This is a genomic window from Ureibacillus xyleni, from assembly GCF_900217795.1.
Lineage (GTDB): Bacteria > Bacillota > Bacilli > Bacillales_A > Planococcaceae > Ureibacillus > Ureibacillus xyleni.
In genome coordinates, this window is sequence record NZ_OBMQ01000006.1 from 76,289 (window position 1) to 100,314 (window position 24,026).

22 protein-coding genes are annotated in these 24,026 nt (G+C 35.8%); 19 read left to right on the plus strand and 3 right to left on the minus strand.

Features of this window, described 5'->3' with window-relative positions; genetic code table 11:
* Positions 1-192 precede the first annotated feature (192 nt).
* The 5 genes from CRO00_RS10325 to CRO00_RS10345 all read left to right on the plus strand — a co-directional run bounded on the left by CRO00_RS10325 (position 193) and on the right by CRO00_RS10345 (position 5,491).
* On the plus strand, positions 193-759 hold the full coding sequence (locus tag CRO00_RS10325) for an amidase domain-containing protein (protein WP_237658381.1): 567 nt from the start codon (positions 193-195) through the stop codon (positions 757-759).
* A gap of 108 nt (positions 760-867) precedes the next feature.
* Complete coding sequence (locus CRO00_RS10330; RefSeq protein ID WP_097073593.1) at positions 868-1,467, plus strand: nitroreductase family protein; 600 nt, start codon at positions 868-870, stop codon at positions 1,465-1,467.
* 246 nt (positions 1,468-1,713) lie between these two features.
* The gene (locus CRO00_RS10335) at positions 1,714-3,924 is read left to right on the plus strand and encodes an MMPL family transporter (protein ID WP_097073594.1); all 2,211 of its coding nucleotides are present in this window, start codon (positions 1,714-1,716) and stop codon (positions 3,922-3,924) included.
* A 236-nt stretch (positions 3,925-4,160) separates the two neighbouring features.
* Entirely contained in the window at positions 4,161-4,700 is a 540-nt protein-coding gene (locus CRO00_RS10340) for an HD domain-containing protein (protein ID WP_097073595.1), read from the plus strand.
* 14 nt (positions 4,701-4,714) lie between these two features.
* Positions 4,715-5,491: an arylamine N-acetyltransferase family protein gene (locus CRO00_RS10345; RefSeq protein WP_097073596.1), complete on the plus strand. Its 777-nt coding sequence runs from the start codon at positions 4,715-4,717 to the stop codon at positions 5,489-5,491.
* A 25-nt stretch (positions 5,492-5,516) separates the two neighbouring features.
* Here the strand turns inward: CRO00_RS10345 and CRO00_RS10350 are convergent, their stop codons facing one another.
* The gene (locus CRO00_RS10350; RefSeq protein ID WP_097073597.1) at positions 5,517-6,140 is read right to left on the minus strand and encodes a LysE family translocator; all 624 of its coding nucleotides are present in this window, start codon (positions 6,138-6,140) and stop codon (positions 5,517-5,519) included.
* An 11-nt stretch (positions 6,141-6,151) separates the two neighbouring features.
* Positions 6,152-6,904 carry a TrmB family transcriptional regulator gene (locus tag CRO00_RS10355; RefSeq protein ID WP_097073738.1) on the minus strand — a complete coding sequence of 251 codons (753 nt, stop codon included), beginning with the start codon at positions 6,902-6,904 and terminating at the stop codon, positions 6,152-6,154.
* Positions 6,905-7,049: 145 nt separating this feature from the next.
* Here CRO00_RS10355 and CRO00_RS10360 point away from each other — a divergent pair, with 145 nt between their 5' ends.
* The 11 genes from CRO00_RS10360 (at position 7,050) to CRO00_RS10410 (ending at position 17,280) form a co-directional block, all read left to right on the plus strand.
* On the plus strand, positions 7,050-7,829 hold the full coding sequence (locus CRO00_RS10360) for a TSUP family transporter (protein ID WP_097073598.1): 780 nt from the start codon (positions 7,050-7,052) through the stop codon (positions 7,827-7,829).
* A 107-nt stretch (positions 7,830-7,936) separates the two neighbouring features.
* Entirely contained in the window at positions 7,937-8,698 is a 762-nt protein-coding gene (locus CRO00_RS10365; protein ID WP_097073599.1) for a hypothetical protein, read from the plus strand.
* Between the two features lie 161 nt (positions 8,699-8,859).
* The gene (locus CRO00_RS10370) at positions 8,860-9,861 is read left to right on the plus strand and encodes a hypothetical protein (protein ID WP_097073600.1); all 1,002 of its coding nucleotides are present in this window, start codon (positions 8,860-8,862) and stop codon (positions 9,859-9,861) included.
* A gap of 10 nt (positions 9,862-9,871) precedes the next feature.
* On the plus strand, positions 9,872-10,498 hold the full coding sequence (locus tag CRO00_RS10375) for a hypothetical protein (RefSeq protein WP_097073601.1): 627 nt from the start codon (positions 9,872-9,874) through the stop codon (positions 10,496-10,498).
* Between the two features lie 10 nt (positions 10,499-10,508).
* Entirely contained in the window at positions 10,509-11,069 is a 561-nt protein-coding gene (locus tag CRO00_RS10380) for an NUDIX hydrolase (protein ID WP_097073602.1), read from the plus strand.
* A 144-nt stretch (positions 11,070-11,213) separates the two neighbouring features.
* A complete protein-coding gene (gene ggt, locus CRO00_RS10385; RefSeq protein WP_097073603.1) occupies positions 11,214-12,854 on the plus strand; it encodes a gamma-glutamyltransferase in 1,641 nt (546 codons plus the stop codon).
* Positions 12,844-13,449 (plus strand): chromate transporter, encoded by a 606-nt coding sequence (locus CRO00_RS10390; RefSeq protein WP_419865877.1) that lies wholly within the window; start codon positions 12,844-12,846, stop codon positions 13,447-13,449. The genes ggt and CRO00_RS10390 overlap by 11 nt, the downstream gene beginning before the upstream one ends.
* On the plus strand, positions 13,446-13,973 hold the full coding sequence (locus CRO00_RS10395) for a chromate transporter (protein WP_097073605.1): 528 nt from the start codon (positions 13,446-13,448) through the stop codon (positions 13,971-13,973). The genes CRO00_RS10390 and CRO00_RS10395 overlap by 4 nt, the downstream gene beginning before the upstream one ends.
* Before the next feature lie 206 nt (positions 13,974-14,179).
* Entirely contained in the window at positions 14,180-14,509 is a 330-nt protein-coding gene (locus tag CRO00_RS10400; protein WP_097073606.1) for a metal-sensitive transcriptional regulator, read from the plus strand.
* A gap of 64 nt (positions 14,510-14,573) precedes the next feature.
* Positions 14,574-14,780 carry a copper chaperone CopZ gene (gene copZ, locus CRO00_RS10405; RefSeq protein WP_097073607.1) on the plus strand — a complete coding sequence of 69 codons (207 nt, stop codon included), beginning with the start codon at positions 14,574-14,576 and terminating at the stop codon, positions 14,778-14,780.
* A 73-nt stretch (positions 14,781-14,853) separates the two neighbouring features.
* Positions 14,854-17,280 carry a heavy metal translocating P-type ATPase gene (locus CRO00_RS10410; RefSeq protein ID WP_097073608.1) on the plus strand — a complete coding sequence of 809 codons (2,427 nt, stop codon included), beginning with the start codon at positions 14,854-14,856 and terminating at the stop codon, positions 17,278-17,280.
* 64 nt (positions 17,281-17,344) lie between these two features.
* Here CRO00_RS10410 and CRO00_RS10415 read toward each other — a convergent pair whose 3' ends face one another.
* On the minus strand, positions 17,345-18,433 hold the full coding sequence (locus CRO00_RS10415; protein WP_097073609.1) for an NAD(P)-dependent alcohol dehydrogenase: 1,089 nt from the start codon (positions 18,431-18,433) through the stop codon (positions 17,345-17,347).
* A 607-nt stretch (positions 18,434-19,040) separates the two neighbouring features.
* Here CRO00_RS10415 and CRO00_RS10420 point away from each other — a divergent pair.
* The 3 genes from CRO00_RS10420 to CRO00_RS10430 all read left to right on the plus strand — a co-directional run bounded on the left by CRO00_RS10420 (position 19,041) and on the right by CRO00_RS10430 (position 23,877).
* The gene (locus tag CRO00_RS10420) at positions 19,041-21,050 is read left to right on the plus strand and encodes a methyl-accepting chemotaxis protein (RefSeq protein WP_097073610.1); all 2,010 of its coding nucleotides are present in this window, start codon (positions 19,041-19,043) and stop codon (positions 21,048-21,050) included.
* Positions 21,051-21,230: 180 nt separating this feature from the next.
* Entirely contained in the window at positions 21,231-23,261 is a 2,031-nt protein-coding gene (locus CRO00_RS10425; RefSeq protein WP_097073611.1) for a PKD domain-containing protein, read from the plus strand.
* Positions 23,236-23,877 (plus strand): hypothetical protein, encoded by a 642-nt coding sequence (locus CRO00_RS10430; protein ID WP_097073612.1) that lies wholly within the window; start codon positions 23,236-23,238, stop codon positions 23,875-23,877. The genes CRO00_RS10425 and CRO00_RS10430 overlap by 26 nt, the downstream gene beginning before the upstream one ends.
* Positions 23,878-24,026 lie beyond the last annotated feature (149 nt).

Here is a 24,026-nt window from a genome sequence, read left to right on the forward strand (position 1 = left end):
TTTCCTATCTATTGGAAGTAATATGATAGTCCTTTGTAAAATATATCGTTTAATGTGCATTTGTAATAATTAAAATAAATAAATTTAGATACCCGAATTTTCATTAAATTTATTGTATCAAAAAATTAGCAGTGTTGCTTAAAATAGGAATCTTCTTTCAATTTCAAAATTGTAGAAAGTTAAAAATCCAAGATGCATAGGATAAATAAAGGAGGTCAAAAAATTACAACCTATTATAACCGTAGTGCGGCTGTACAGTATGCTCGAACTTGGTGGAATGGGAGAAATCCGAATTACCCTGCATTTCAAGATGATTGTACAAACTTCATTTCTCAATGTTTGCGTGCAGGGGGGGCCCCAATGTCAGGTTATCCAAATCGTGCTCGAGGATGGTGGATCACGGATGGATGGAAAAGCGGGCGCAATGTAGGAGGATATTTTTCAAATGAAACATGGAGTTATAGCTGGTCAGTATCCAATAGCTTACGTTGGTATTTAGAGAATGCAAGGACGGGACTAACGGCGAAACGAGTTCAATCACCGTCTGAGTTAGAAATAGGCGATGTAATATTTTATGATTTTCAAGGAGACGGACGTATCGATCATAGTACGATTGTGACGAGTATTGTAAATGGAGTTCCCTTTATCCATGCACATACTGTAAATAGTGCAGATCGGCATTACGACTATTCGAATTCATATGCTTATACCCCAAATATAAAATATTACTTTTTTAAAATAGATGATGTTTTCAACTGAAAATTGCAAATTGTAAGCAATATTTAAAATCCCAAATATTTATGTTAAGGTTAAATTGATATAACCATTACAATACGTCTAGATTTTAAGATAAGGAGAGACACAATAATGAACGAACAATCGTTATCTGTAAGGGAAGCAATTATCGGGAGACGTTCAATTAAAAAATTTAACGGCCAACCAGTAGATCGAGATGATTTAATGCGAATCATTGATGATGCTGTATGGGCACCGAATCATCAAAACAGAGAACCTTGGCGATTAGTCGTAGCGTGTGGAAAAGAGATTTTCCAACTATATAAACTATTGCGTGATACAACTATCCCTAAATGGAAAGAGCTTACGGATGAAGCACTAGATAAACAAATGCAAAAGTTTACGACTGTTGGGGCTTTTGTTTTTGTAATTGTCCCTGAAGACGTTCGCCAAAAACAAAGATTAGAGGATTATGCAGCAGCAAGTACATTTATTCAAAATATCCAGCTTCTTGCTTGGGATTACGGAATTGGATCCTGTTGGAAAACTCCAGATTTTTTAGATGCGCCAACGTTCCGTGAAGCAATTGGTGCTAAACCTGGAGAGCGGATTATTTCAATGCTTCAATTAGGTTATTTTGATGAACTTCCTAAAGCGGTAGAGCGCAAAAAAGCGAAAGAAATTGTGACGATTTTCGGAAAATTGGATGAAGAAGAAGAGAAAGAAGTATAAAGAGTTGTTCAATTAATTATATTGATATATTTTTTGCGGTGTGTAAATACTCGTTCTAACATCGATATTTTAAAGATACACCTTATAATTTTTTTATTGTATATCTAATAATTTTTTTAAGTACCTCACTTTTTTAAAATAGGTAAATTTGAGGAAATAAATTGAAAAACAGTTTAAAATTAAACGCAAGGACACTACTCGTCTTTGCGTTTTTTATATATACAACTGAAGAGAAGGGGAAGCACATTGTCAAAACACTTGATGGAAAAGTTGGGGAATTTAGTTGGGAATAAACGTTCTCGCTGGGTAACCCTCGTTGTTTGGATTTTATTAGTCGGAATTTTATCGATGTCATTTCCACAAATAAATAGTGTTGAAAATTTTAGTGGCAGTGACCTACCTGAAGATGTAATGAGTGAACAGGCGAATGCTATTTTAGAAGAACAATTCCCATCAGATTCAGGGATACCATTACTAATGGTTTGGTATAAAGAAGCTGGGCTAGAAATTGGTGACATACAAGGCATTCAGAAGGTTTATAAAGAGTTAGCAAGTGATCCTTTAGAAGGACAAACGACACTTCCGCCATTTGGTGATCTCCCACCTGAAGCACTTTTAACCAATGTTTCTGAAAATGGCGCTTCAATCGTAACACCAGTATTCTTTGATGAAACATTAGATTCAGAAGTTATCAAAGAAAACCTCGCAAAAATTAAAGATATTACTGATGAGGCAATTGGTGAAAATCCATATAATACAAATTTAGAAGATGATGTTTTGCATGCTCGTTTTTCAGGTCCAGCAGGGATTTCTGTTGATGCAACAGATTTATTTATGCAAGCGGACGTTAAACTGTTAATTGCTACAGTCATTTTAATTTTAGTATTGTTAATCGTCATTTACCGTTCGCCAATTTTAGCAATCACCCCAATTCTTGTAGTCGGTATTGCATATGGCGCTATTAGTCCATTACTAGGATGGTTTGCTGAAATTGGTTGGATCAATAAAGATGCGCAGGCAGCATCAATTATGACCGTATTATTATTTGGTGCAGGAACGGATTATTGTTTATTCTTAATTACGAGGTATCGAGACAAATTACAAGAAGTAGAGAATAAATATTTAGCGCTGAGCTTAGCAATGAAAGAATCAGGTGGGGCTATTTTAATGAGTGCGCTAACTGTTTTCATCGGCTTGGCTACATTAGGTTTAGCAAACTTTGGAGCATTTGAACGTTTTGCAGTGCCATTTAGTTTTGCTATTCTTGTAATGGGAATTGCAGCGTTAACTGTCTTACCTGCAATATTAGCTCTTATGGGTCGTGTAGCATTCTTCCCGTTTGTGCCACGTACGGAAGAAATGGAACGTAAAAGGGCACAGGAGAAAAATAAACCATATAAAGAACCGAAGCCAAAGCATCCAATCATGTCAAAAATCGGTGAATTCGTAACGGAAAAACCATGGTTGGTTATTATCGTGACGATGGTGGTTCTTGGAGGGTTAGCTTTAACTTCTACACAAATTAAATACAATTATGATTTATTATCTTCATTCCCAGAAGATATGCCTTCTAGAGAAGGGTTTGAAATTATTGCAGAAAACTTCTCCCCGGGTGAACTAGCACCAGTGCAAATTCTTGTGGATACAAAAGGTGAAGATATTAATTTAACGAAACAAATTGAGTCTCTTTCATATATTGATTTAGTCCATGAACCTGTAACAAGTGAAAGAGACTCAAACATTCAACTTTATGAAGCAGATTTAAATGTGAATCCTTATTCCAATGAGGCAATGGATTGGATCCCTATATTAAAAGAGGATATGAAAACAATGCTTTCTGGGGCAGGTGTTGACGATGCAGATGAAAGTTATTGGATTGGTGGGGAAACAAGTTCACAAGTAGATAAAAAGGCTGTTCAGGAACGAGATGAATCGATAATCCAACCCGTAATGGTAGTTATTATTGCGATTTTATTACTTGTTTACTTGCGCTCGATACCAGCTACAATCTACTTAGTTGGAACGGTTCTAATTTCATTCTTTGCAGCATTAGGATTAGGATGGTTAGTGTTAACTACATTCTTTGGAGCAGAGTCTATAGCAAGTGCTCTACCTCTGTATTCCTTTGTCTTCCTAATAGCACTTGGGGAAGACTATAACATCTTTATGATTTCGGAAGTGTGGAATAATCGAAAAACACAAAGCTTAAAAGATGCAGTTAAAAATGGGGTAACACAAACTGGCTCAGTAATTACGTCAGCCGGGTTAATTTTAGCAGGAACCTTTGCCGTATTAGCCACATTACCAATTCAACTACTCGTACAATTTGGTGTTATTACGGCAATTGGAGTATTAATTGATACATTTATCGTACGTCCATTATTAGTTCCGGCTATAACGGTCGTATTAGGTCGCTTTGCATTCTGGCCAGGAAAGTTGTTTAAGAAAGAAGATTAAAGTAAATGAGCTTATTCATATCCTTAGGGTGTTGAATAAGCTTTTACTTTTAAGAAAAGGATGTATAAAGATAAGCAAATTAACGATAACTGAACTGAAAAAGAATTAAAACAACTTGACCAAAAACAACTGATTGGACTAATTACCGATCTTTATAAACTGAATGATGATGTAATACAATTCAATAGAGTGGACAATTGATTAGGAAGAATAGTTCAATAAGTGAGGAGAAATTAATGAAAATTATTGAAAAGGCAATCAATTTTGCAGCAAAAGCTCATGACGGACAGATGAGAAAGTCGACAAATGTTCCATATATCACTCACCCGTTTGCAGTAGGTATGCTTTTACAACAATTGAACTGTTCAGAGGAAGTAATTGCTGCTGGAATTTTACATGACACAATAGAGGATACAGAGGCAACCTACGAACAACTAGTTCAGGAGTTTGGTGAAAAAATTGCTAACTTTGTACAAGCGGCATCAGAACACGATAAAAGTCTCCCATGGGAAGAACGTAAACAACATACAATACATTCCCTCGCTAGCGCTTCTTTAGAGGAAATCCAAATCATCATAGCGGATAAACTACATAATTTACGTTCTATTCGTGAGGAACTCGAAAGCCAAGGGGATGTCGTGTGGTCTAGATTTAATCGAGGAAAGGCACAACAACACTGGTATTACAGCAGTATTGTAAAAGCTGTTTTACACCGTAAAGAGGAATATCAATTAATTGAGCAACTAGAAGAAGAAGTCCAAGCAGTATTTGGATAAAGGAGGGATTTCTAATGGATGATCTAAATTCATTATTTCGCAAAAGAATTGGCATTTCTGCAAATGAGGAAATTACATTTGAAACTTTAAATTACATTCTTGAACAAACGGCGCAAAACATCCCTTTTGAAAACTTATGTATCATTAATAACAAAACGAATGACATCACAAGAGAGAACATGACTAATAAGATTCTAGTAAAAAATGAAGGCGGACTTTGTTATGAGTTAAACTCTATTCTGTATTTCTTTTTAATCGAAAATGGTTTGAATGCACACTTGGTAAGGGGAGTTGTCTACGATAATGTTCATCATGAGTATGTAGCCCTTGGAAGAACTCATGTAACGATTCTTTTAACACACGAAAAACAAACATTCCTAGTCGATACCGGCTTTGGAGGGAATTTGCCATTAAAACCTGTGCCTCTATCCGGGGAAACGGTAACTTCTAATAATGGGAAATTTCGAATCAAAAAAGTAGATAGTGAACACGGGGACTATTGTTTGGAAATGAAATTGAAACATAAGGATACAGATTGGAAAATAGGATATGCCTTTGATTCTAGGGAGCTGATAAATGATGTATCTCAGTTTAATGAAATTCAAACGATTATCGCAGAGCACCCAAAATCGTCTTTTAACAAAAATCCTTTAATTACACGGCTTACTCCAGATGGAAATATCACCTTAACGAATTCTTCATTTACAGAGTGGCATAATGGAACCCTGACAAAAGTGGAAATTGATGATCCCGCTTTTAAAGATTTATTGAAAAAGCATTTTGGTTTATAGAAAAGAGTAGCATGAAACTACTCTTTTATTTTTGGCTAAAAGCAATTTTTAACCCGATAACAGTAAACAGACATCCTTGAATAATATTAATTTTTTTAGACAATGTAGTACTTTTGCGTAGGTAATTACCAACCTGTCCAGCAAAGATACTGATGAATGTGAATATGACCAAAGTTTGCACTAAAAATAAAATTCCATAGACAAGCATTTGAAAGGATACATTACCATTTTCATAGTTAATAAATTGCGGGAAAAATGCTAGAAAAAACAAAGAAACTTTTGGGTTTAGTAGATTCATAATAACGCCTTTTTTGTATAGAGATTTGTAATCTAAAAGATCTTCGCTATTAAGGCTAAAACTTGAACTCTTTTCTCTAAAGGACTTAAATGCTAGGTATAACAAGTATGCTGCTCCAACATATTTAACGACTGTAAAGGCAAAAGCTGATTGATAAATAATGGCTGTAATTCCGATTGTGGCAGCTGTAATATGCCCTAATAATCCTGTACAAAGACCCAATGTAGTATAAATACCTGCGCTCTTTCCTTTAGCAATACTTTGCGCCAAGGTAAACAAGTTATCTGGGCCCGGCATGATAGTAAGAACGATTGCTGCACCTAAAAAAGATAAAATTGTTAGAAAATCCACAGTTAGTCCTCCTATTTTTCAAAAAACTTTTCTCTTTCTATTGCAATCCATCGATCTAAATCTTCATTACTACCTTTTACAATCCGATTAACTAACACATCATGCCATATATAATCTTCAAGTAAATAAATATGAACGGGATCATTTGTGTAAAAGGCTAAGTTTCGTGCTTCTAAAGAAGGTCCATAAATCATTTCTTGTGCATCAATTGATAAAATAAACCAATGTTCACTAGTTAGAGCTTCTGTAAATTGAGTTGGGCGATGGGTTTCTATAGTGCTAACCGGGTTATTCACATGAATTGTGAGTCCTTTGATATCAATATGTTTCGCCGCTTCTTCTAAATCTTCTTTCAATACATCATACATATCATCCCACATGGAGATAATAATTCGCTTTTTTGCTTTCTTTAATAAGGTTTGGCAATAGCTTATGATCATTTCAGGGTCTTTCAATGTCATAACCCGGTTTGTTGAGAGATTTTCAATTTTTTCTACCTCTTTTAAGGAAACACTAATGTCTTGAAAATTTTGAATCCAACTTGATTGAACTTTTTGTAAAAAAACGTCTACAGGTAGGGGGGAGTACTGAATTGATTCATCAATTTCTTCCTTAATCACGATTCCTTTTTCTACGAGAACATCTAATATTTCATAAATGCGGGAACGAGGTACTCCTGAATCTTTACTCACTTGATAAGCTGTTACCGTCCCTTGCTTTACAAGCGAGATATATGCCTTTGCTTCATATTCATTAAAATTCATATTTTTTAATTGTTGTATTAAATTCTTCACTCCAAATCCCTCCAGAACGAATTTATTAATCCTATCATACCAAAAATTAATAGAACTATTTACAAAAAGCGAAAATTTAGTTACTATTCGAGTAGTAACTAGAGGGAGTGGTCCTATGTTAGGAGATTTAGATATCTCAATCGTCATGATCTTAATTGTTTTTGGATTTTTAGGAGCATTTATTAATTCAATCGTTGGTGGTGGAGGATTGATTACATTACCTGCACTCTTATTTGCTGGACTACCACCTGCAACAGCTATCGCCACGAATAAGCTTGCAGCAACATTAGGAAATTTAACGAGTATGTTGACATTTTTACGCGCTGGAAAAATTGACTTTAAATTAATAGGACCAATTGTGCCGCTCGTATTTATTGGTTCAATGCTTGGGGCATTCACTGTAAATTTTATTTCACCTGATTTACTTAAGCCGCTTATTTTCATCATGTTAGTCGTTGTTTTAATTTACACAATCATGAAGAAAGATTGGGGCAGTATTGAAAAACGACGAGAAATGACAAAGAAAAGCAAAGCGATTTTTCTGGGTGCGCTAATTGCAATTGGCTTTTATGACGGTTTTTTAGGACCTGGTACAGGCTCATTTATAATTTTTGTTTTTATCATAATGGGATTTGATTTTATACAAGCCTCAGGAAATGCTAAGTTGCTTAATTTCACAAGTAATTTCGCAGCACTAATTATGTTTTTGTTTCTTGATGCAGTGAATTATTCTTATGGCTTGATTATGGGGATATCGATGGTTATGGGGGCATTTGCCGGAGCGAAATTTGCATTAGGACGTGGAACGAAATACGTTCGCTATATCTTTATTTTTGTAACATCTCTTCTTATTATAAAAAATGGTTATGATTTTATAATGGAGAAAATTTATTAATATACGAACTTTAGGGCGCTTATCAGTAGAAATGATAAGTGCTCGTTTTTATATCTTACAGTGTTTAGTCTCATAATAAGGGAAAATAACCTACAGGAGGCAGTAGTTTGTTTAGAAAAGTAATATTATGTCTGGTGTGTGCATTGGTTTTACCTCCAATGCTTTTCCTAAGGGCTGATGTTACGCACAAACTTAACATTGGTGAAGTGAATTCAATTCAAGTAAAACGTTTAGTAGGGGAATCCCGGACATTTCAAATAAATGATGGTTATGAAGAGATAATAATTAATAAAGTAATTAATTGGATTAACACATCAATTGCTACCAATGGAAGGGAAATTAGAGCATATAAATCCCCTGTGAAACTGTTTATAACAATGAAAAATGGGGATATAGCACAAATTGAACCGTTATTTAGATGCGATACTAATAATGGTAAAACAGAATGTGCAATAGTTGATGGGCAGGTTTTATATACTCAAAGTAACTTGAAAATTCCACTAATGTCACAAGATTTGTATGATTGGCTCTTAGTCGGATGGAAATATGAAAGTTATGGAGCATCTAAAGAAGAGTTACTTTCTGAGACATTGTATTTCCGGTATTATACTCATCTTGACGAGAAATACGCAGATTTTATAATGTGTCCTAAAATCGAAAGTATTGAAAGAATAGAAGGTGCACTTCGAAGTCATATAATTCAAGCCAGTGCATTAAATTATGGAGCACATCACGGTAATGTTCTCTATGATCGGATTCGATTTACAATATCTGATACCCAAGAAAACGGTATTAAAATAACAAATGTTTCTATAGAAAAAGGCATTTCAGAAATGGAAAGTCTTATTCAATGTAGAAGGGAAAATTAACACATTTACAAATTTCGATATCTTCACTAGAAATATAGAAGTATTTCCCGAGAAATGTTTTATTTTGCGATAAATATCGAAAATCATTTTACAAAAATTGAGTACCACACCTTATTGGACTATGGTAGAATCTTCTAGATAATTCGTAAGAGGAGATAAATATGAAAGCTAAAGTATTCATAATGATTATGCTTTTTGTACTGTTTTTGGTAGGGTGTGATTCAGAAGAGGAAGTCGATCGGAAAGTACAAGATCATATAATGGAAACGTATGGATTTGAAGTTGACATAACTTACCGAGAGTCACTTAATGAAGGCAATATGGGGGATCGCATTTACCAAGTACAACGCAAAGATGACCCGAAAGTAGAGTTTACAGTGGACCTAATGGGGATGTGGGAAACAAAAATAGCAGGAGATAACTATGAAATTCAAGAGGAAGCCTTCTTTATCGGGGAAAAGTTCGTAAAAAAATATGAAAACGAATTATCTAAATTAAAAATTTCAAATGTAGTTTTTAGGAAAAGTAGTGGCCTGTATATTGAAACAAGTTACAATTCTACAATCTCCAACTTTAAAGAAGAAACATTACAACCTTTGATGGAGTTTATAAACTTATTGAATAGTTATAAGGAGTCGGAAAAATTTGAGGATAATTATGCCGAGCTAGATATTAACTATTCTAATGATAAATCAGTTCAATTAACTCAAATTCACGAAATTAAAACATTGGGACAATTAAAAGAACAACTTTATCAAGATTTGGATATATCAAATGAATCATTAAAAGCAAAAGATGAAGAGTTATTTATTGAATTAGAAAATGACCTAAGAAAGTTAGGCTATCAATATGAATATGGATTAAACAGTGATGATCCGAGATTTGAATCTTTTGGCTGTTTTCAAGAGTTCTATGAAAATGGTGAATGTAATGAAGGATATCGGATGTATTTAAAAGGTGATAGTTTGGAAAAAGATAAAATTTTTGAATTGATTCAGTTTTTAAATAGCCACTCATCCCTTATTTTCCAAGATGTTATTATCTCAAATTCAAAGGATGAAAGAATTATATTTGAAGATATAAAATTAATTAAAAGTATGGCAGACATCGATACTGTATACTCTGGTGTAAATGAATCGTTAGGAAAAACCATTTTAAACTAAGGGGTTAGATATGACAATTGTAAACAGATTAGCCACACAATTAGATAGAAGAGATGAAGAGCCGAATATTGAGCTAGCACAAGAACTAGTAAGAGAAAATAATATTGAAGGCATACATGAAATTATTCACAATCTGACAAACAAAAACAAAAAGATTCAACAAGATTGTATCAAAGTGGCATATGAAATAGGGAATTTGAAACCGAAACTAATCTCTCAATATGCACCTACCTTTATCACATTATTAAAAAGCCCAAATAACCGGTTAGTTTGGGGTTCAATGCAAGCATTAGCAATAATCGCTAAAGAGGTGCCAGAGATTTTAATGGAACAAGTGCATTCCATAAAACTAGCAATAAAAAATGGTTCAGTTATCACTGTAGATAAAGGCGTTCTTACTTTGGCTTTACTAGCTTCTATAAATAAAGAAAACAATGAAAAAATCTTTCCGTTTTTAATGGATCACTTAAGGACATGTCGAACTAAGGAAATCCCACAGCATTCAGAAAGTATTATGATTGCGGTAACAGACTCTAACAAAGAAGAATTTCTAAACATATTACAAGAACGAGAACAATATTTAACAAAACCTCAACATAAGAGGGTAGCGGCTATAATAAAACAATTCACAACATAGGAGTTACAAAATGAATTTGAGACAACAAATTGAACAGTACACACCATTTAACGCACAGGAAACGAAAGATCAACAAATGTTATTAAGATATATGGATACATTCGATAACTTATTAACTCGTGAAAATGAATTTGCACACTTCACTGCATCAGCATGGCTTGTAAATGACGATTTTTCCAAAGTATTAATGGTGTATCATAATATTTATCAATCATGGTCTTGGGTTGGTGGGCATGCTGATGGAGATGCAGATTTACTTCAAGTTGCATTGAAAGAAGCAAAAGAAGAAACGGGATTATCTAAAATATCCCCTGTAAGCGAGGACATTTACTCGTTGGAAATTTTAGGTGTACCCGCTCATGAAAAAAAGGGGAAACATGTTGCAACACATATCCATTTAAATGTTACCTATTTATTACAAGCGAGTGAAAATGAACCCATACAAATAAAGGCTGATGAAAATAGTGATATCAGATGGTTTGGACTAAATGATGCAATTGAAGCAAGTACTGAACCAGAAATGAAAGTAGTTTACAGAAAACTAAATCACAAACTTAAGAATTTACTTTAACGTGAGGTATCTAAATGGATACCTTTTTTTATTTCATACTTAATACCCTTCACTTTTAAGGAAATTAGTCTATTATATGAATTAATAGAATTTTTACACAATTTTGTCGAATTTCTATTATGTGAAAATAAAGGGGGATTACTCATGGGGAAACAATATAGAGCAACTACCATGTCAACGAAAGGAATGGTAACAACTCCACACTATTTAGCATCACAAGCAGCGTTGTCAATTTTACAGAAGGGTGGAAATGCGATTGAAGCAGCAATTGCAGCAGCTTCAACAATTGGAGTAGTCTATCCTCATATGAATGGTATTGGTGGAGATAATTTCTGGCTCATATATAACGCGAAAACAAAAGAATTAAAAGCACTTAATTCAAGTGGTCGTTCAGGGGAAAAAGCAACTATTGAATTTTATAAATCACAAGGTTTATCAAAAATTCCATCAAGAGGGGCAATAGCTGCAAATACGGTGCCTGGTGCTGTAGCAGGTTGGGGGCAAGCTTTTAACTACGGGAATAATGAAATGGAAAGCTCTTTATCTTGGAAAAGTTTATTAGAGTCTGCATTAGATTACGCGAAAAATGGGTTCCCTGTAACACCTAGTCAAACTCATTGGACAGAAGTTAATCTTGAAGCAAGCGATACAGAATTCCGAGCACTCGGCCGATTCCAAGAATTTAATAAAGTTTTCTTAAAAAATGGGAAGCCATATCAAGCTGGAGAAATCATGAAGCAAGAGGATCTTGCCCGCACTCTGGACTTAATTGCTGAAAATGGTGCAGATTACTTCTATAACAGTGAGTTAACAGAGAGAATGGTTGAAGACCTACAAAAACATGGTGGAATCCTAACTGTTAATGACTTTAAGCAACATACGAGCGATTGGGTTAATCCAATTTCAGTAAAATATCGACAGTACACAGCTTATAATTTACCACCAAACACTCAAGGCATGGCTTCATTATCGATTTTAAATATTTTAAATCATATTGAGATGAATGAAATTGAAGAAGGATCTTCAACTTATTACCACGTGCTGGTTGAGGCAATAAAACATGCTTTCAACGACCGTGATCGCTATTTGACAGATCCGGAATTTGTAAATATACCAGTTAAAGAACTATTAAGTCCACAACACGGGTTAGAATTAGCGGAAAAGATTAAAGATAGCGAAAGAGCGAAAGAGTTGCAACTCCTTGATGCAAAGGGCGACACAGTTTGGTTTGGTATTGTGGATGAATACGGCAATGCTGTGTCTATGATTCAAAGCATTTATCATGAGTTTGGTTCAGGTTTCATTCCAAAAGATACGGGAATTATATTACAAAATAGGGGCAGCTACTTCTCACTCGATGAAAATCATGTTAATGCTTTAGCACCACGCAAACGCACATTCCATACGCTAAATCCGGCGATGTTATTAAAAGATGGTAAGCCAGCACTCGTTTATGGAACAATGGGCGGGGAGGGGCAGCCACAAACTCAAGCTGCATTAGTAACACGAATTGTAGATTATAGAATGAATGTGCAAGAAGCAATTGAAGCACCAAGATGGCTATACGGTCGAACTTGGGGGGCTGCGTCAAATAGTTTGAAGGTGGAAAATCGAATTTCACAAGAGGTTTGTAACGAATTAAAGAGTTTGGGGCACGAACTAGAGGTGTTAGAGGAGTTTACAGACATTATGGGGCATGCTGGTGCAATCTTTATTGACGAACAGACAAACGTGAAATACGGAGGAGCAGACCCAAGAGGAGATGGAATGGCGATTGGTTACTAAAAAAGAGATAATCCCGTTCTCAGAGAAAGAAAGATTTTCAAAACAAAAAGATATTTTTATCGCGTTCTTTAGATCAGGGATTCTTGGATTTGGAGGGGGACCTTCAACAATTCCACTTGTTCATAAAGAGGTGGTGGAAACATTTAAAATGATGAATGATGAAGAATTTTCAGATGTATTATCAATTGGAAACACTTTGCCCGGGCCAATTGCGACAAAGATGGCGGGGTATATTGGTTATCGTGTTGGTGGCTGGTTAGGGATGATAACAGCTCTAATTGCAACGATTTTACCTACTGTCTTATTAATGGTGATACTGTTAGTTTCTTTAAAGGAGTTTCGGAATTTTGACTTTGTTAAAGGGATGACAAATGGTGTAGTTCCTGTTGTAGCTGTCATGCTTGGTGTATTAACTTGGGATTTCTTAAAAAAATCAAAAACGTCCCTTGGTTGGAAAGTGGGCACTATCATATTAGTAGGTTCCTTTATTGGCATGGTATTATTAAGATTACATCCGGGTATAATTATTGCTACACTGTTGTTACTTGCACTGTTCCTTCCACTTAAAAAGAGAGAGGACGGTGAAGGGAAATGATCTACTTTCATATTTTTTTAGCTTTCTTTTATCCAGGAATTCTAGGCTATGGCGGAGGTCCTTCTTCTATTCCGCTAATCGAGCATGAAGTCGTCGAAAACTATGGCTGGATGACAACTAGTGAATTCAGTGAAGTGCTTGCCTTAGGAAATGCACTGCCTGGACCAATTGCAACAAAAATGGCAGGATATATTGGTTATGAAGTAGCAGGCATACCCGGCGCACTTATTGCTTTATTTGCAACTGTAGGACCTTCATTAGTTGCAATGATAATTTTATTAAATATTTTATACCGCTATCGAAATTCCAAGCGTGTAAAAAGACTATCAAGCTTTGTATTACCAGCAATTGCGATTCTTTTAGCAGATATGACTCTAGATTTTTTTAACACTTCATATCATGCAATAGGGCTAATCGCAACGATTCTTTTAATTGTATGTTCTTACTTTGCCCTAGAAAAGATAAAGATTCACCCAGCCTTTGTCATAATGGGAGGACTTGTGATTGGTGGGCTCTTCTTATAAAAATTTATTTGTGCCTATTCATGTGGTGAATGAATAGGTTTTTTTAATTTATTTGAAGTCTGAGCAAAAGTATAAAATAAGATAATGGAGATAATAATATGGTTCAACTCCAGTTTCTAATTAAAATACGAAAAAAAAATTAACTTTCCACTTTACATACCCTATACAGGTATGTTAAATTGTAATTAAGCAAGGAGGTTATGCGAATGGAAGAGCCAGTGAAGGAAGTAGAATGCCGTACAGAAAATGATACATGTAGGAAAAGTCATCATCCTGAACGTGTAAAAAAAGATCTAACAACTCGTCTAAACCGTATTGAAGGTCAAATTCGTGGCATCAAAGGAATGATTGACAGGGACGAATACTGTGATGATGTCATTACGCAACTTTCTGCCACACAATCTGCATTAAATAGTGTAGCCAAAATTCTTTTAGAAGGTCATCTTAAGGGATGTGTAGTAGATCGCCTTTCTGAAGGTGATAATGAAGTAATCGACGAATTAATCGTAACAATTCAAAAGTTAATGAAGAAATAATTTTTTTAACTTCTATATACCCCTGTAGTGTATGTAATAAATTCTTTTAAAGGAGAGAAAAAATATGCAAAATGTAACTTTAAACGTTCAAGGTATGTCATGTGGGCATTGTGTCAATGCTGTTGAAGGTAGCGTTGGTAAATTAGAAGGTGTAAGCGAAGTAAAAGTAAATTTAGGTTCTGCTCAAGTTGATGTTTCATTTAACGAATCAACAGTATCAATTGAGAAGATTAAGGAAACCATTGAAGAACAAGGCTATGATGTAGTTTAAGGGTGCTTTTAAAGCACTCTCTCATTTTCGAAAATATATACCCCTAACAGGTATAAGAAAGGTGGGAAAGATCATGAGTACAGAGGCAAGTAATGTAAAAGAAGCAACAATACAAATTACAGGGATGACTTGTGCAGCCTGTGCAACACGGATTGAAAAAGGGTTAAATAAGATGGAAGGTGTTGAACAGGCTTCTGTTAATTTAGCCCTTGAGAAGTCAACTATTAAATATGACCCGACAAAATTGAGTGAAGTTGACTTTGAAAAGAAAATTGAAGCTCTAGGATACGGTGTAGTGAAACAAAAAGCGGAGTTTGATATTACAGGAATGACTTGTGCAGCTTGTGCAACACGGATAGAAAAAGGACTAAATAAAATGGGTGGTGTTGCAAGTGCAAGTGTTAATTTAGCCCTTGAAAAAGCAACAATTGAATTTAATCCTTCCGAAGTAACTATTGCAGACATAATTGCGAAGGTCGAAAAGCTTGGCTACGGTGCACATCAAAAGCAAGAAAATAAAGAACAGGTTGATTATCGTGAAAAGCACATTAAAGATCAACAACGTAAGTTTATTATTTCAGCTATTTTATCGTTCCCTTTACTATGGACGATGGTAGGTCACTTTGCTTTTACATCGTTCTTATATGTACCAGATTTCTTGATGAATCCTTGGGTACAATTAATTTTGGCAACACCGGTACAATTTATCATTGGGAAACAGTTTTATGTAGGTGCTTATAAATCTCTTCGTAATGGTAGTGCTAATATGGATGTGCTAGTTGTTATGGGTACATCTGCAGCATATTTTTACAGTGTTTATCAAGCGATTGTCACTGTAGGATCCCACCATGCACCACATCTGTATTTTGAAACAAGTGCGGTTTTAATTACGCTAATTCTTTTAGGAAAATTGTTTGAAGCAAAAGCAAAAGGTCGTTCCTCTGAAGCAATTAAAAAATTAATGGGGCTTCAAGCGAAAACAGCTATCGTTGTTCGTGATGGAGTTGAAAAGGAAGTACCTCTGGAGGAAGTTGCCATTGGTGATACGATTTTAGTGAAACCAGGTGAAAAGATTCCAGTTGATGGGGAAGTATTAGAAGGAACAACAGCTGTAGATGAATCCATGTTAACAGGGGAAAGTTTACCAGTGGATAAAAGTGCTGGTGACGTACTATATGGATCTACAATCAATAAGAATGGTTTCATTAAAATGAAAGCAACAAAAGTTGGTCGTGATACAGCTCTAGCCCAAATTATTAAAGTTGTAGAAGATGCACAAGGATCGAAAGCACCAATTCAACGTATGGCGGACCAAATTTCAGGAATATTTGTACCGATTGTAATAGGAATTGCCCTTCTTACTTTCCTAGTATGGATTATTTGGGTTCAACCGGGTGAATTTACACCTGCACTTGAAGTGTTAATCGCGGTTTTAGTTATTGCTTGTCCATGTGCACTTGGTTTAGCAACACCAACGTCGATCATGGCAGGTTCAGGTCGCTCAGCAGAATTTGGTATTCTGTTCAAAGGCGGCGAGCATTTAGAACAAACTCAGAGTATTGACACGGTAGTAGTTGATAAAACAGGAACTGTTACACACGGTAAACCTGTATTAACGGATGTTTATGTAGCAGATGGCCAAGATGAAGAGAGATTTTTATCCTTAATTGGTGCAGCAGAAAAACAATCCGAGCATCCATTAGCACAAGCGATTGTTCAAGGTATTCAAGAAAAAGGAATCGAACTTGGAACTATTCAATATTTCGAGGCAATTCCAGGTTTCGGTGTGCAAGCAACGATTTCAGGTCAAGGAGTAGTTATAGGTACACGTAAACTTATGCAACAATACGGAATCGATATACGAAATGTTCTTCCTTTGATGGAGGAATTAGAGCGCGATGGAAAAACAGCGATGCTAGCTGGAATCAATGGGCACTATGCAGGTCTAGTTGCCGTAGCAGACACAATTAAAGATACCTCAAAAGAAGCAGTTCACCGATTACAAGAAATGGGCATTAAGGTAATCATGATGACAGGTGATAATGAACGCACAGCTCAAGCCATTGGTAAAGAGGTTGGGGTAGACGCAGTAATTGCCGAGGTTCTTCCTGAAGGTAAAGCAGAGGAAGTGAAAAAACTTCAACAACAGGGTAAAAAGGTAGCAATGGTCGGCGATGGGATAAATGACGCACCAGCATTAGCGACAGCTGATATTGGGATGGCAATTGGTACAGGTACGGATGTTGCAATGGAGGCTGCGGATATTACATTAATTCGAGGTGACTTAAATAGTATTGCAGATGCGATCTTAATGAGTCGTAAAACGATGCGTAATATTAAACAAAACTTATTCTGGGCTTTTGCTTACAATACACTAGGAATTCCAATTGCTGCGATTGGTCTCCTTGCACCTTGGGTAGCTGGTGCAGCGATGGCGTTTAGTTCTGTTTCAGTGGTGTTAAATGCATTGCGTTTGCAAAGAGTGAAATTAGATAAATAATTATAGTATGAAGGCGTAATTTCATAGCGGAATTACGCCTGATCTTATATTTGAAAAGCAAGAATTATTGGATTCGTAAGATAGGTTTTATTGCTTCACCATTTTTTGATGCTTCAAAGGCTTCATTAATTTGATTGAATTCATAGAATCTTACTAACTTATCAAATGGAAATTGACCAGCTTTGTAATATTCAATTAGTTGAGGTATAAAGACATTTGGAACGGCATCCCCTTCAATTACCCCCATCATTGTTTTACCTTCAGCCATAATATCGTTATGCACGTCAATACTCATTTCCGGTGTAACACCAACAATTGCCGCAATGCCTAATGGTCGTAATGCTTTCAAACTTTGACGAACTACTGGGGGTACCCCAGTTGTATCGACTGCGTAATTAGTACCGCCATTGGTAATTTCTTTGATTTCCTTTACAACATCTACTTTTGTTCCGTTAAAGGCATGTGTAGCTCCAAGCTCTTTTGCTAGTTCTAAGCGAGAATCGTGTACATCAACGGCAATAATTGTTTTACAACCTACAATTTTTGCAGCCATAATAGCGCTTAACCCGACGGCACCTGCACCATAAATAGCAATTGTTGAGCCGAATGGTGGTTTAATTTTATTTAAAACAGTACCAGCTCCAGTTTGAATCCCACAACCTAAAGGACCGAGTAATGCTAAATCTACATCTTTATCTACTCTCACAACATTGCGCTCATGAGCAATAGCGTATGTTCCGAATGAAGATTGACCAAAGAAAGTTGAAAGAGGTTGCCCATCTTTTGATAAACGGTGTGTGTAGTCGTCATGTGTGCCACCGAAGTTTAAATCATTAAATGTTTCACAAACAGTTGGATGGCCTGTTAAACAATGATCACAATGACCACAATGTGCGAACGACAATACAACGTGATCTCCCTTAGCTAATCGAGTAACACCTTCACCAACTTCTTCAATTATACCTGCGCCTTCGTGTCCAAGTACTGCTGGTAGAGGGGCAATTGCTGCATCACGAGCAACAGCATCTGTATGACAAACCCCTGATGCAACGATTTTTACTAGTACTTCATTAGATTTAGGTGTTGCTAATTCTACTTCTTCAATTACAAAATCTTGGCCTTGTCCTGGTGTAACTGCTGCTTTAATCTTCATGTGTAAACACTCCTCATATAGAAATTCCCTGTAGCGATTGTGCTATGAATTTAAACCAATTCTTATTCATTTTGATACATAAGAAGGTATATTATGCAGTTAAAGGAATTGTGAGGATGAACTACCCAAAATAATAAATTTTTGAGAATAAGGCGATACTAACGAAGTGGAATTTTATTGCTAAAAGGAGGCTAACAATTGAGAAAAGTTGCAATTATTACGGGGGCTGGTAGTGGATTTGAAGTTATTCGAATTGATGGTGGTTTTACAAATACCAAATAACTACCATTTAAACAAGAAAACTTGCACAAAATGAATTACCTTAATGAAACATCGATTTGTCACATTGTTGCGATAAAAAGATGTTTTTATTTTGTGAAAAAACCTGTGTTATTTTATTACATATACATGAGCGAGAAATTTCCATACAATTGTAAAAAAATCACCACATTTCTGAGTAAATATCTATTATACTATTATTAAGTAGAAATGGAATATTTAGTAAAACTACTTTGAGTACACACTTTTACACCCCACTACATTAAAAGAGAGGTGAAAGGTTACAATCTCAGGTTGCATTATAGAGTCTTGAGATTTGTAGCTGCGTATGATGGAAAATAAGCGAAAACGTATTGTAAAAACATCTATTAACGGAAAGTTAGGGTTTGCCTTTTTACTTGCATTACTATTACCAAGTTTATTAATTGCTTCAACATCCTTTATTGCCTCTAAAGAAGAACTTGAAAATCAAATACATAGTAGTGCCAACCAAAGTGTAGTCACCATCGATGGTTTTATAAATAAACATTTCGAACCGATTGTAAAGAGTGTTGATTATTTTTCTGGTCAGCTTACTCCAAAAGATTTACAAAGGGAAAATTGGGAAAATACTTTAACGATATTTAAAAATTATTTTGAAACAAGTGAAGGTATTGTTTCTACTTTTATTGGAACTTCAAAGGGTGAAATGATTCAATATCCAGATTTAGGCCTAATGGATAATCCTGATTTTGATCCAACTACCCGTGAATGGTATTTACAAGCAAATGAAAAAGCAGGTCAAGTAGTTATTTCTGACCCACATGAGGCAGCTTCAACAGGTGATTGGGTAGTGACCGTTTCTAAAAAACTTGAAAATGCAGATGCTGTTTATGCAATAAATTTAAGTATGGATAACTTATTTGAAATTATTAATTCAATTAAAGTAGGACATACCGGTTATCCATTTTTAATGTCTCCAAGTCAAGTCATCATTGCCCACCCAACTTTAGAATTAGGATTAGATGTATCACAAGAGGATTGGGCTAAGCGAATGATAGAATCTGATGCAAAATCATTCGGCTACATGTTTGAAGGCAAAGAGAAACAAATGTTTGTTCAGACAAACGAATTAACAGGATGGAAAATTGGGGGCACGATGTTTACAAGTGAAGTTACCGATGCAACAAAACCAATTCTTTATTCTACGGTATCTGTTGTAATCGGTTCACTAATTTTACTTAGTGTTTATCTGATCGTGATAATACGCTCTATAACGAAACCTCTAAAAACTATAACGGCTGCCTCAGTTGAAATGAGCGCGGGAGATTTGCGTACGAAAGTAGATATATCTAAAAGAGATGAGATAGGTATTCTCGGAAAATCATTTAATAAAATGTCGACGATGCTAGCCTCTATTATTTCACATATCCATAATAAGTCTGAAGTAATTCTATCATCTTCTGAAGAGCTAAGTGCAACAATCGATGACAGTGCGAAATCGTCAGAACAAATCGCGTCTGCTATGGGCTTAGTACACAAAGGGTTAGAAAATCAAACTGAAAAACTAAAACAAAGCTTTGCCTCTTTAAAGGTTGTATCAGAAGACATTCAAAAAATATATCAAAATACGAATACGGTTACACTAAAAGCAGAAGAAGCTGAATCTAAAATAGACGTTGGACATGAAATTGTTACCTCTACACAACAACAAATGCAAACAATCGAAGGGACATTCAACATGCTTTCGAACGATATTGGTACTGTAAATAATTATGCTAATGAAATTAATGAGATTGTAACCGTTATTACATCAATCTCAGAACAAACGAATTTATTAGCCCTTAATGCGGCGATTGAAGCAGCTCGAGCTGGAGAACATGGCAAAGGATTTGCAGTAGTTGCTGAAGAAGTGCGTAAGTTAGCAGAGCAAACAAACAATTCTTCTAACCAAGTACAAGAGATCATCACAGCTATTCAAAGAGAGTCATCTAAATCAGTAGAATCCATGAATTCAAGTCGACTAGAAGTTACGAAAGGTTTAGACATGTTTGCTCAAACTGAAAAGAACTTCATGGAAATTAAAACATTAATTGAACAAATAACAGATCAGCTTCAAAATGTTGTGGAAAGTGCTCACCAAATTGCGCAAAATAGTGAAAAAGTAGTATCAGATATGATGGTTGTAGAGGATATATCAAATTCCTCTAAACGTGAAATAGAAAGTGTTTCTACAGCCACGGAACAACAATTAAGTTCTATGGAGGAAATTGCAGCAACAGCAGAAGCTTTAGAACATATCGTAGAGGATCTATTAAAAGAAGTAGAAACCTTTAAACTTCCTTCTAATAATAAATAAAAACATTGGGTAGCGGAAATTTTTCCGTTACCTTTTTATTTTATCGAGGAAAGTAAAATGAAATATTTACTATGTAAGACAATTGCATAGTGGTAAATATCGTTCAATCATAAACTAACTTAGAAACTGTAAAAATCTACTTTTTAAGACAGTACAATCTATTATCGAAAGGAGAACTATATGACAGTCGGACCAATTAATGCACTCAACGGTTATCCGATTTGGTACAAAGATGAAAACGGTTTACGGCTAATGTTAAATACGAATCCGGATGACCCTTATGCAATTATAGATCCTCTACCGAATCCCGGGCAACCTGTGTCATTTCCAGATAACTTTCCAAGTGAAGCTTTCTATTTTATTGCGGAAGCAGAAATGACTACCGGAACAGGTGAAAGAGCACGTTTAGTATTAGCTTTAGAAGCTGCGTTTGTCAATGAAGTTCCAGCAGAAGGCGACCAAATCGTATTTGGCCGTGTACGTATACGTGTTGCCGGTTTACAACCAAATGTAGAGTATAAAGTAACCCATCCATATGGGGTAGATACGTTTATCGCTGAACCAGATGATGATGGATTCGGGGAGATTAATTTTACAGAAGATATTGGAGGAATGAATGGGGGAAATTTTGAACTTGCGCTAAACTCACGTGTTTTCCCGTTTTTGCAATGGGATCCAAATGTAGGTCCACAAGCGCCTGAAGGGTATATTGGAGATCCAAACGTTCCACATCGGGTAATTGGAAGTCTGTTTACAGATGATTTTGGAGAGCCTCAAAATATTTTTAGAATTGAAGGACTCGGAATAGGTATTGGTTCGCCCGATGCTGCAACAACACCCGGCCTAGACCCAGATAACTGTATTGAAACAAGGGAATTCAGCATTGCAGGAAAAATCTCTACGGTATCTGGTGTAGATGTACCTCGAACAACATATTCCCAAAGTATTGCTACTAGTGGGGCAATTGATGTATTTGCAACGACAGATATCGGTTTAGAAACAATTCAAGTTTCCGGAACAGGATTAAATCCAACGCTCTTACAAGGGGAGAATGGGGTTTATTTTGCACGTGTAGAGTATTTAGGGGCAACTCCACCAAGTAGCATTACAGTTGCAAATGTAAGCGACAATCCTCCAAGTGTAAAAGAAGCTATTCCTGTAGATTTTATTACAGCTACAGTAACATATGGCAACGACGCAAAAGTCTTATCAATCAATGCATCCTCTAGTGACCAGGTTAACACTGTAACATTAACAGTTCGAGATTTTGGTATTGGTGAGCTACTTATACCGGCAGAGGGGGTAACTGTAAATACACTAGTAGTGCCAGCAGATGTGACAATTCAATCTTCAGCGGGAGGTATACAAACATTTCCGGTAGTCGTAACAGGCTCTGGAAATAATCCAGTAGGTGTGTTATCGAATGCAGGAACAGATCAATCAGTTCTTATTAATTCTCAAGTAACACTAGATGGAAGTGGTTCATCGGGGCCAATTACTGCTTTTCAATGGACGCAAATTGAGGGTCCACCTATTGCTCTACAAAATGCCAATAGTGCAGTCGCCACATTTATTGCACCGAGTGAAGCTGCCCAGCTAACGTTCCAACTAACCGTGCAAGGAGAAGGAGGTCCTAGTTCAGATACAGTAATTATTAATATATTAGAATCTGCTGAGCTCCCAGTTGCTGATGCAGGAATAAACCAAGTTGTTGAGCAAGGATCTTTAGTAACATTATCAGGAAGTGCAACTGGAAATGTGACGACATTCCAATGGACACAAATATCAGGCCCATCAGTTGTCATTAACAATGCGAATTCCCCTATAGCCACTTTTACTTTCCCAAGGCAATTTACAACGTTATCATTCGAATTAACAGCTACCGGCCCAGGTGGAACAGCAACAGATACAGTAAGCATTTCTACAATTCCTGACCGTTTAACTGTCACTCGCGCTGAATATAGAACAGGTGACTCTGAATGGCGTATTGTAGGAACAACTAGTATATCAGGCCCTGGTGTAACGATAACAATCCATGTAGGTAATACAGTGAATGGACCTATTCTTGCTCAAGTTGAAGTAGATGCACTAGGTAGTTGGGAATATAGAGTTGAACCATCCCCAGTAGCACCTGATGCAACAAGAGCTATCTCAATCCAATCTAGTTCAGGAGGTGTCCTTTTAAATGTTCCACTCAACGTCCGAAACTAAAAAGGAAATTAAAAATCTCGAGACTATAATTGATTTGCTAAAACCGTTATCTTCTAAAATTTCTGATGGATTAGTTGATCATTTCACTAAAAAAATTGACATGTTAAAGGGAAAAATTAAGTCGGGTAGTAAAGGGTGTTATTGTGAGGGAAAATATTGCGATTGTTGGTTAAAAGATAATCCGTGGGAAATGCCGTGTGATGAATACCCAAACCCAACCCCACCAGCACATGTTCCTCATTATGCATTTGCATATACAACTTCAGAGAGTAGTGAAAATGGGGCAGTAAAATTTAGTATTGCAAGTCCAATACAAGATGAATTAGAACTAAATGATGAAGGAATAACGGTTGCTAAAGGCGGAGTATATCAGATTAATTATTCAGCAAATATAAAATCGTCAGCTACAAATTTAACAAGTCCTGCTCGGTTTTATATTCGGATAAATGATGCCATTCAACTTCCTTCATCAATTACCGAAACTTCTACAAATCAGAATCTTGTGTCTTCCCAATTGGTTTCACTACTAGAGGGAGATATTGTAAAACTAATTGCTGAAATGCCTGAAGGATTTAGCTATACAATGGCATCTCTGCAACTAATGCTTGTAGAGTAAAATGAATGAAGAGACAATGCTATGTAAAGTGTTGTCTCTTATATTTTTGACAAATTATTAATAATCATTGGGATTATCGACAAATAATCATTTTATTTCCCGAGAAATGTCTATTAATGCGTTTATTGGTTTTGTTAATGAAAGTGGTA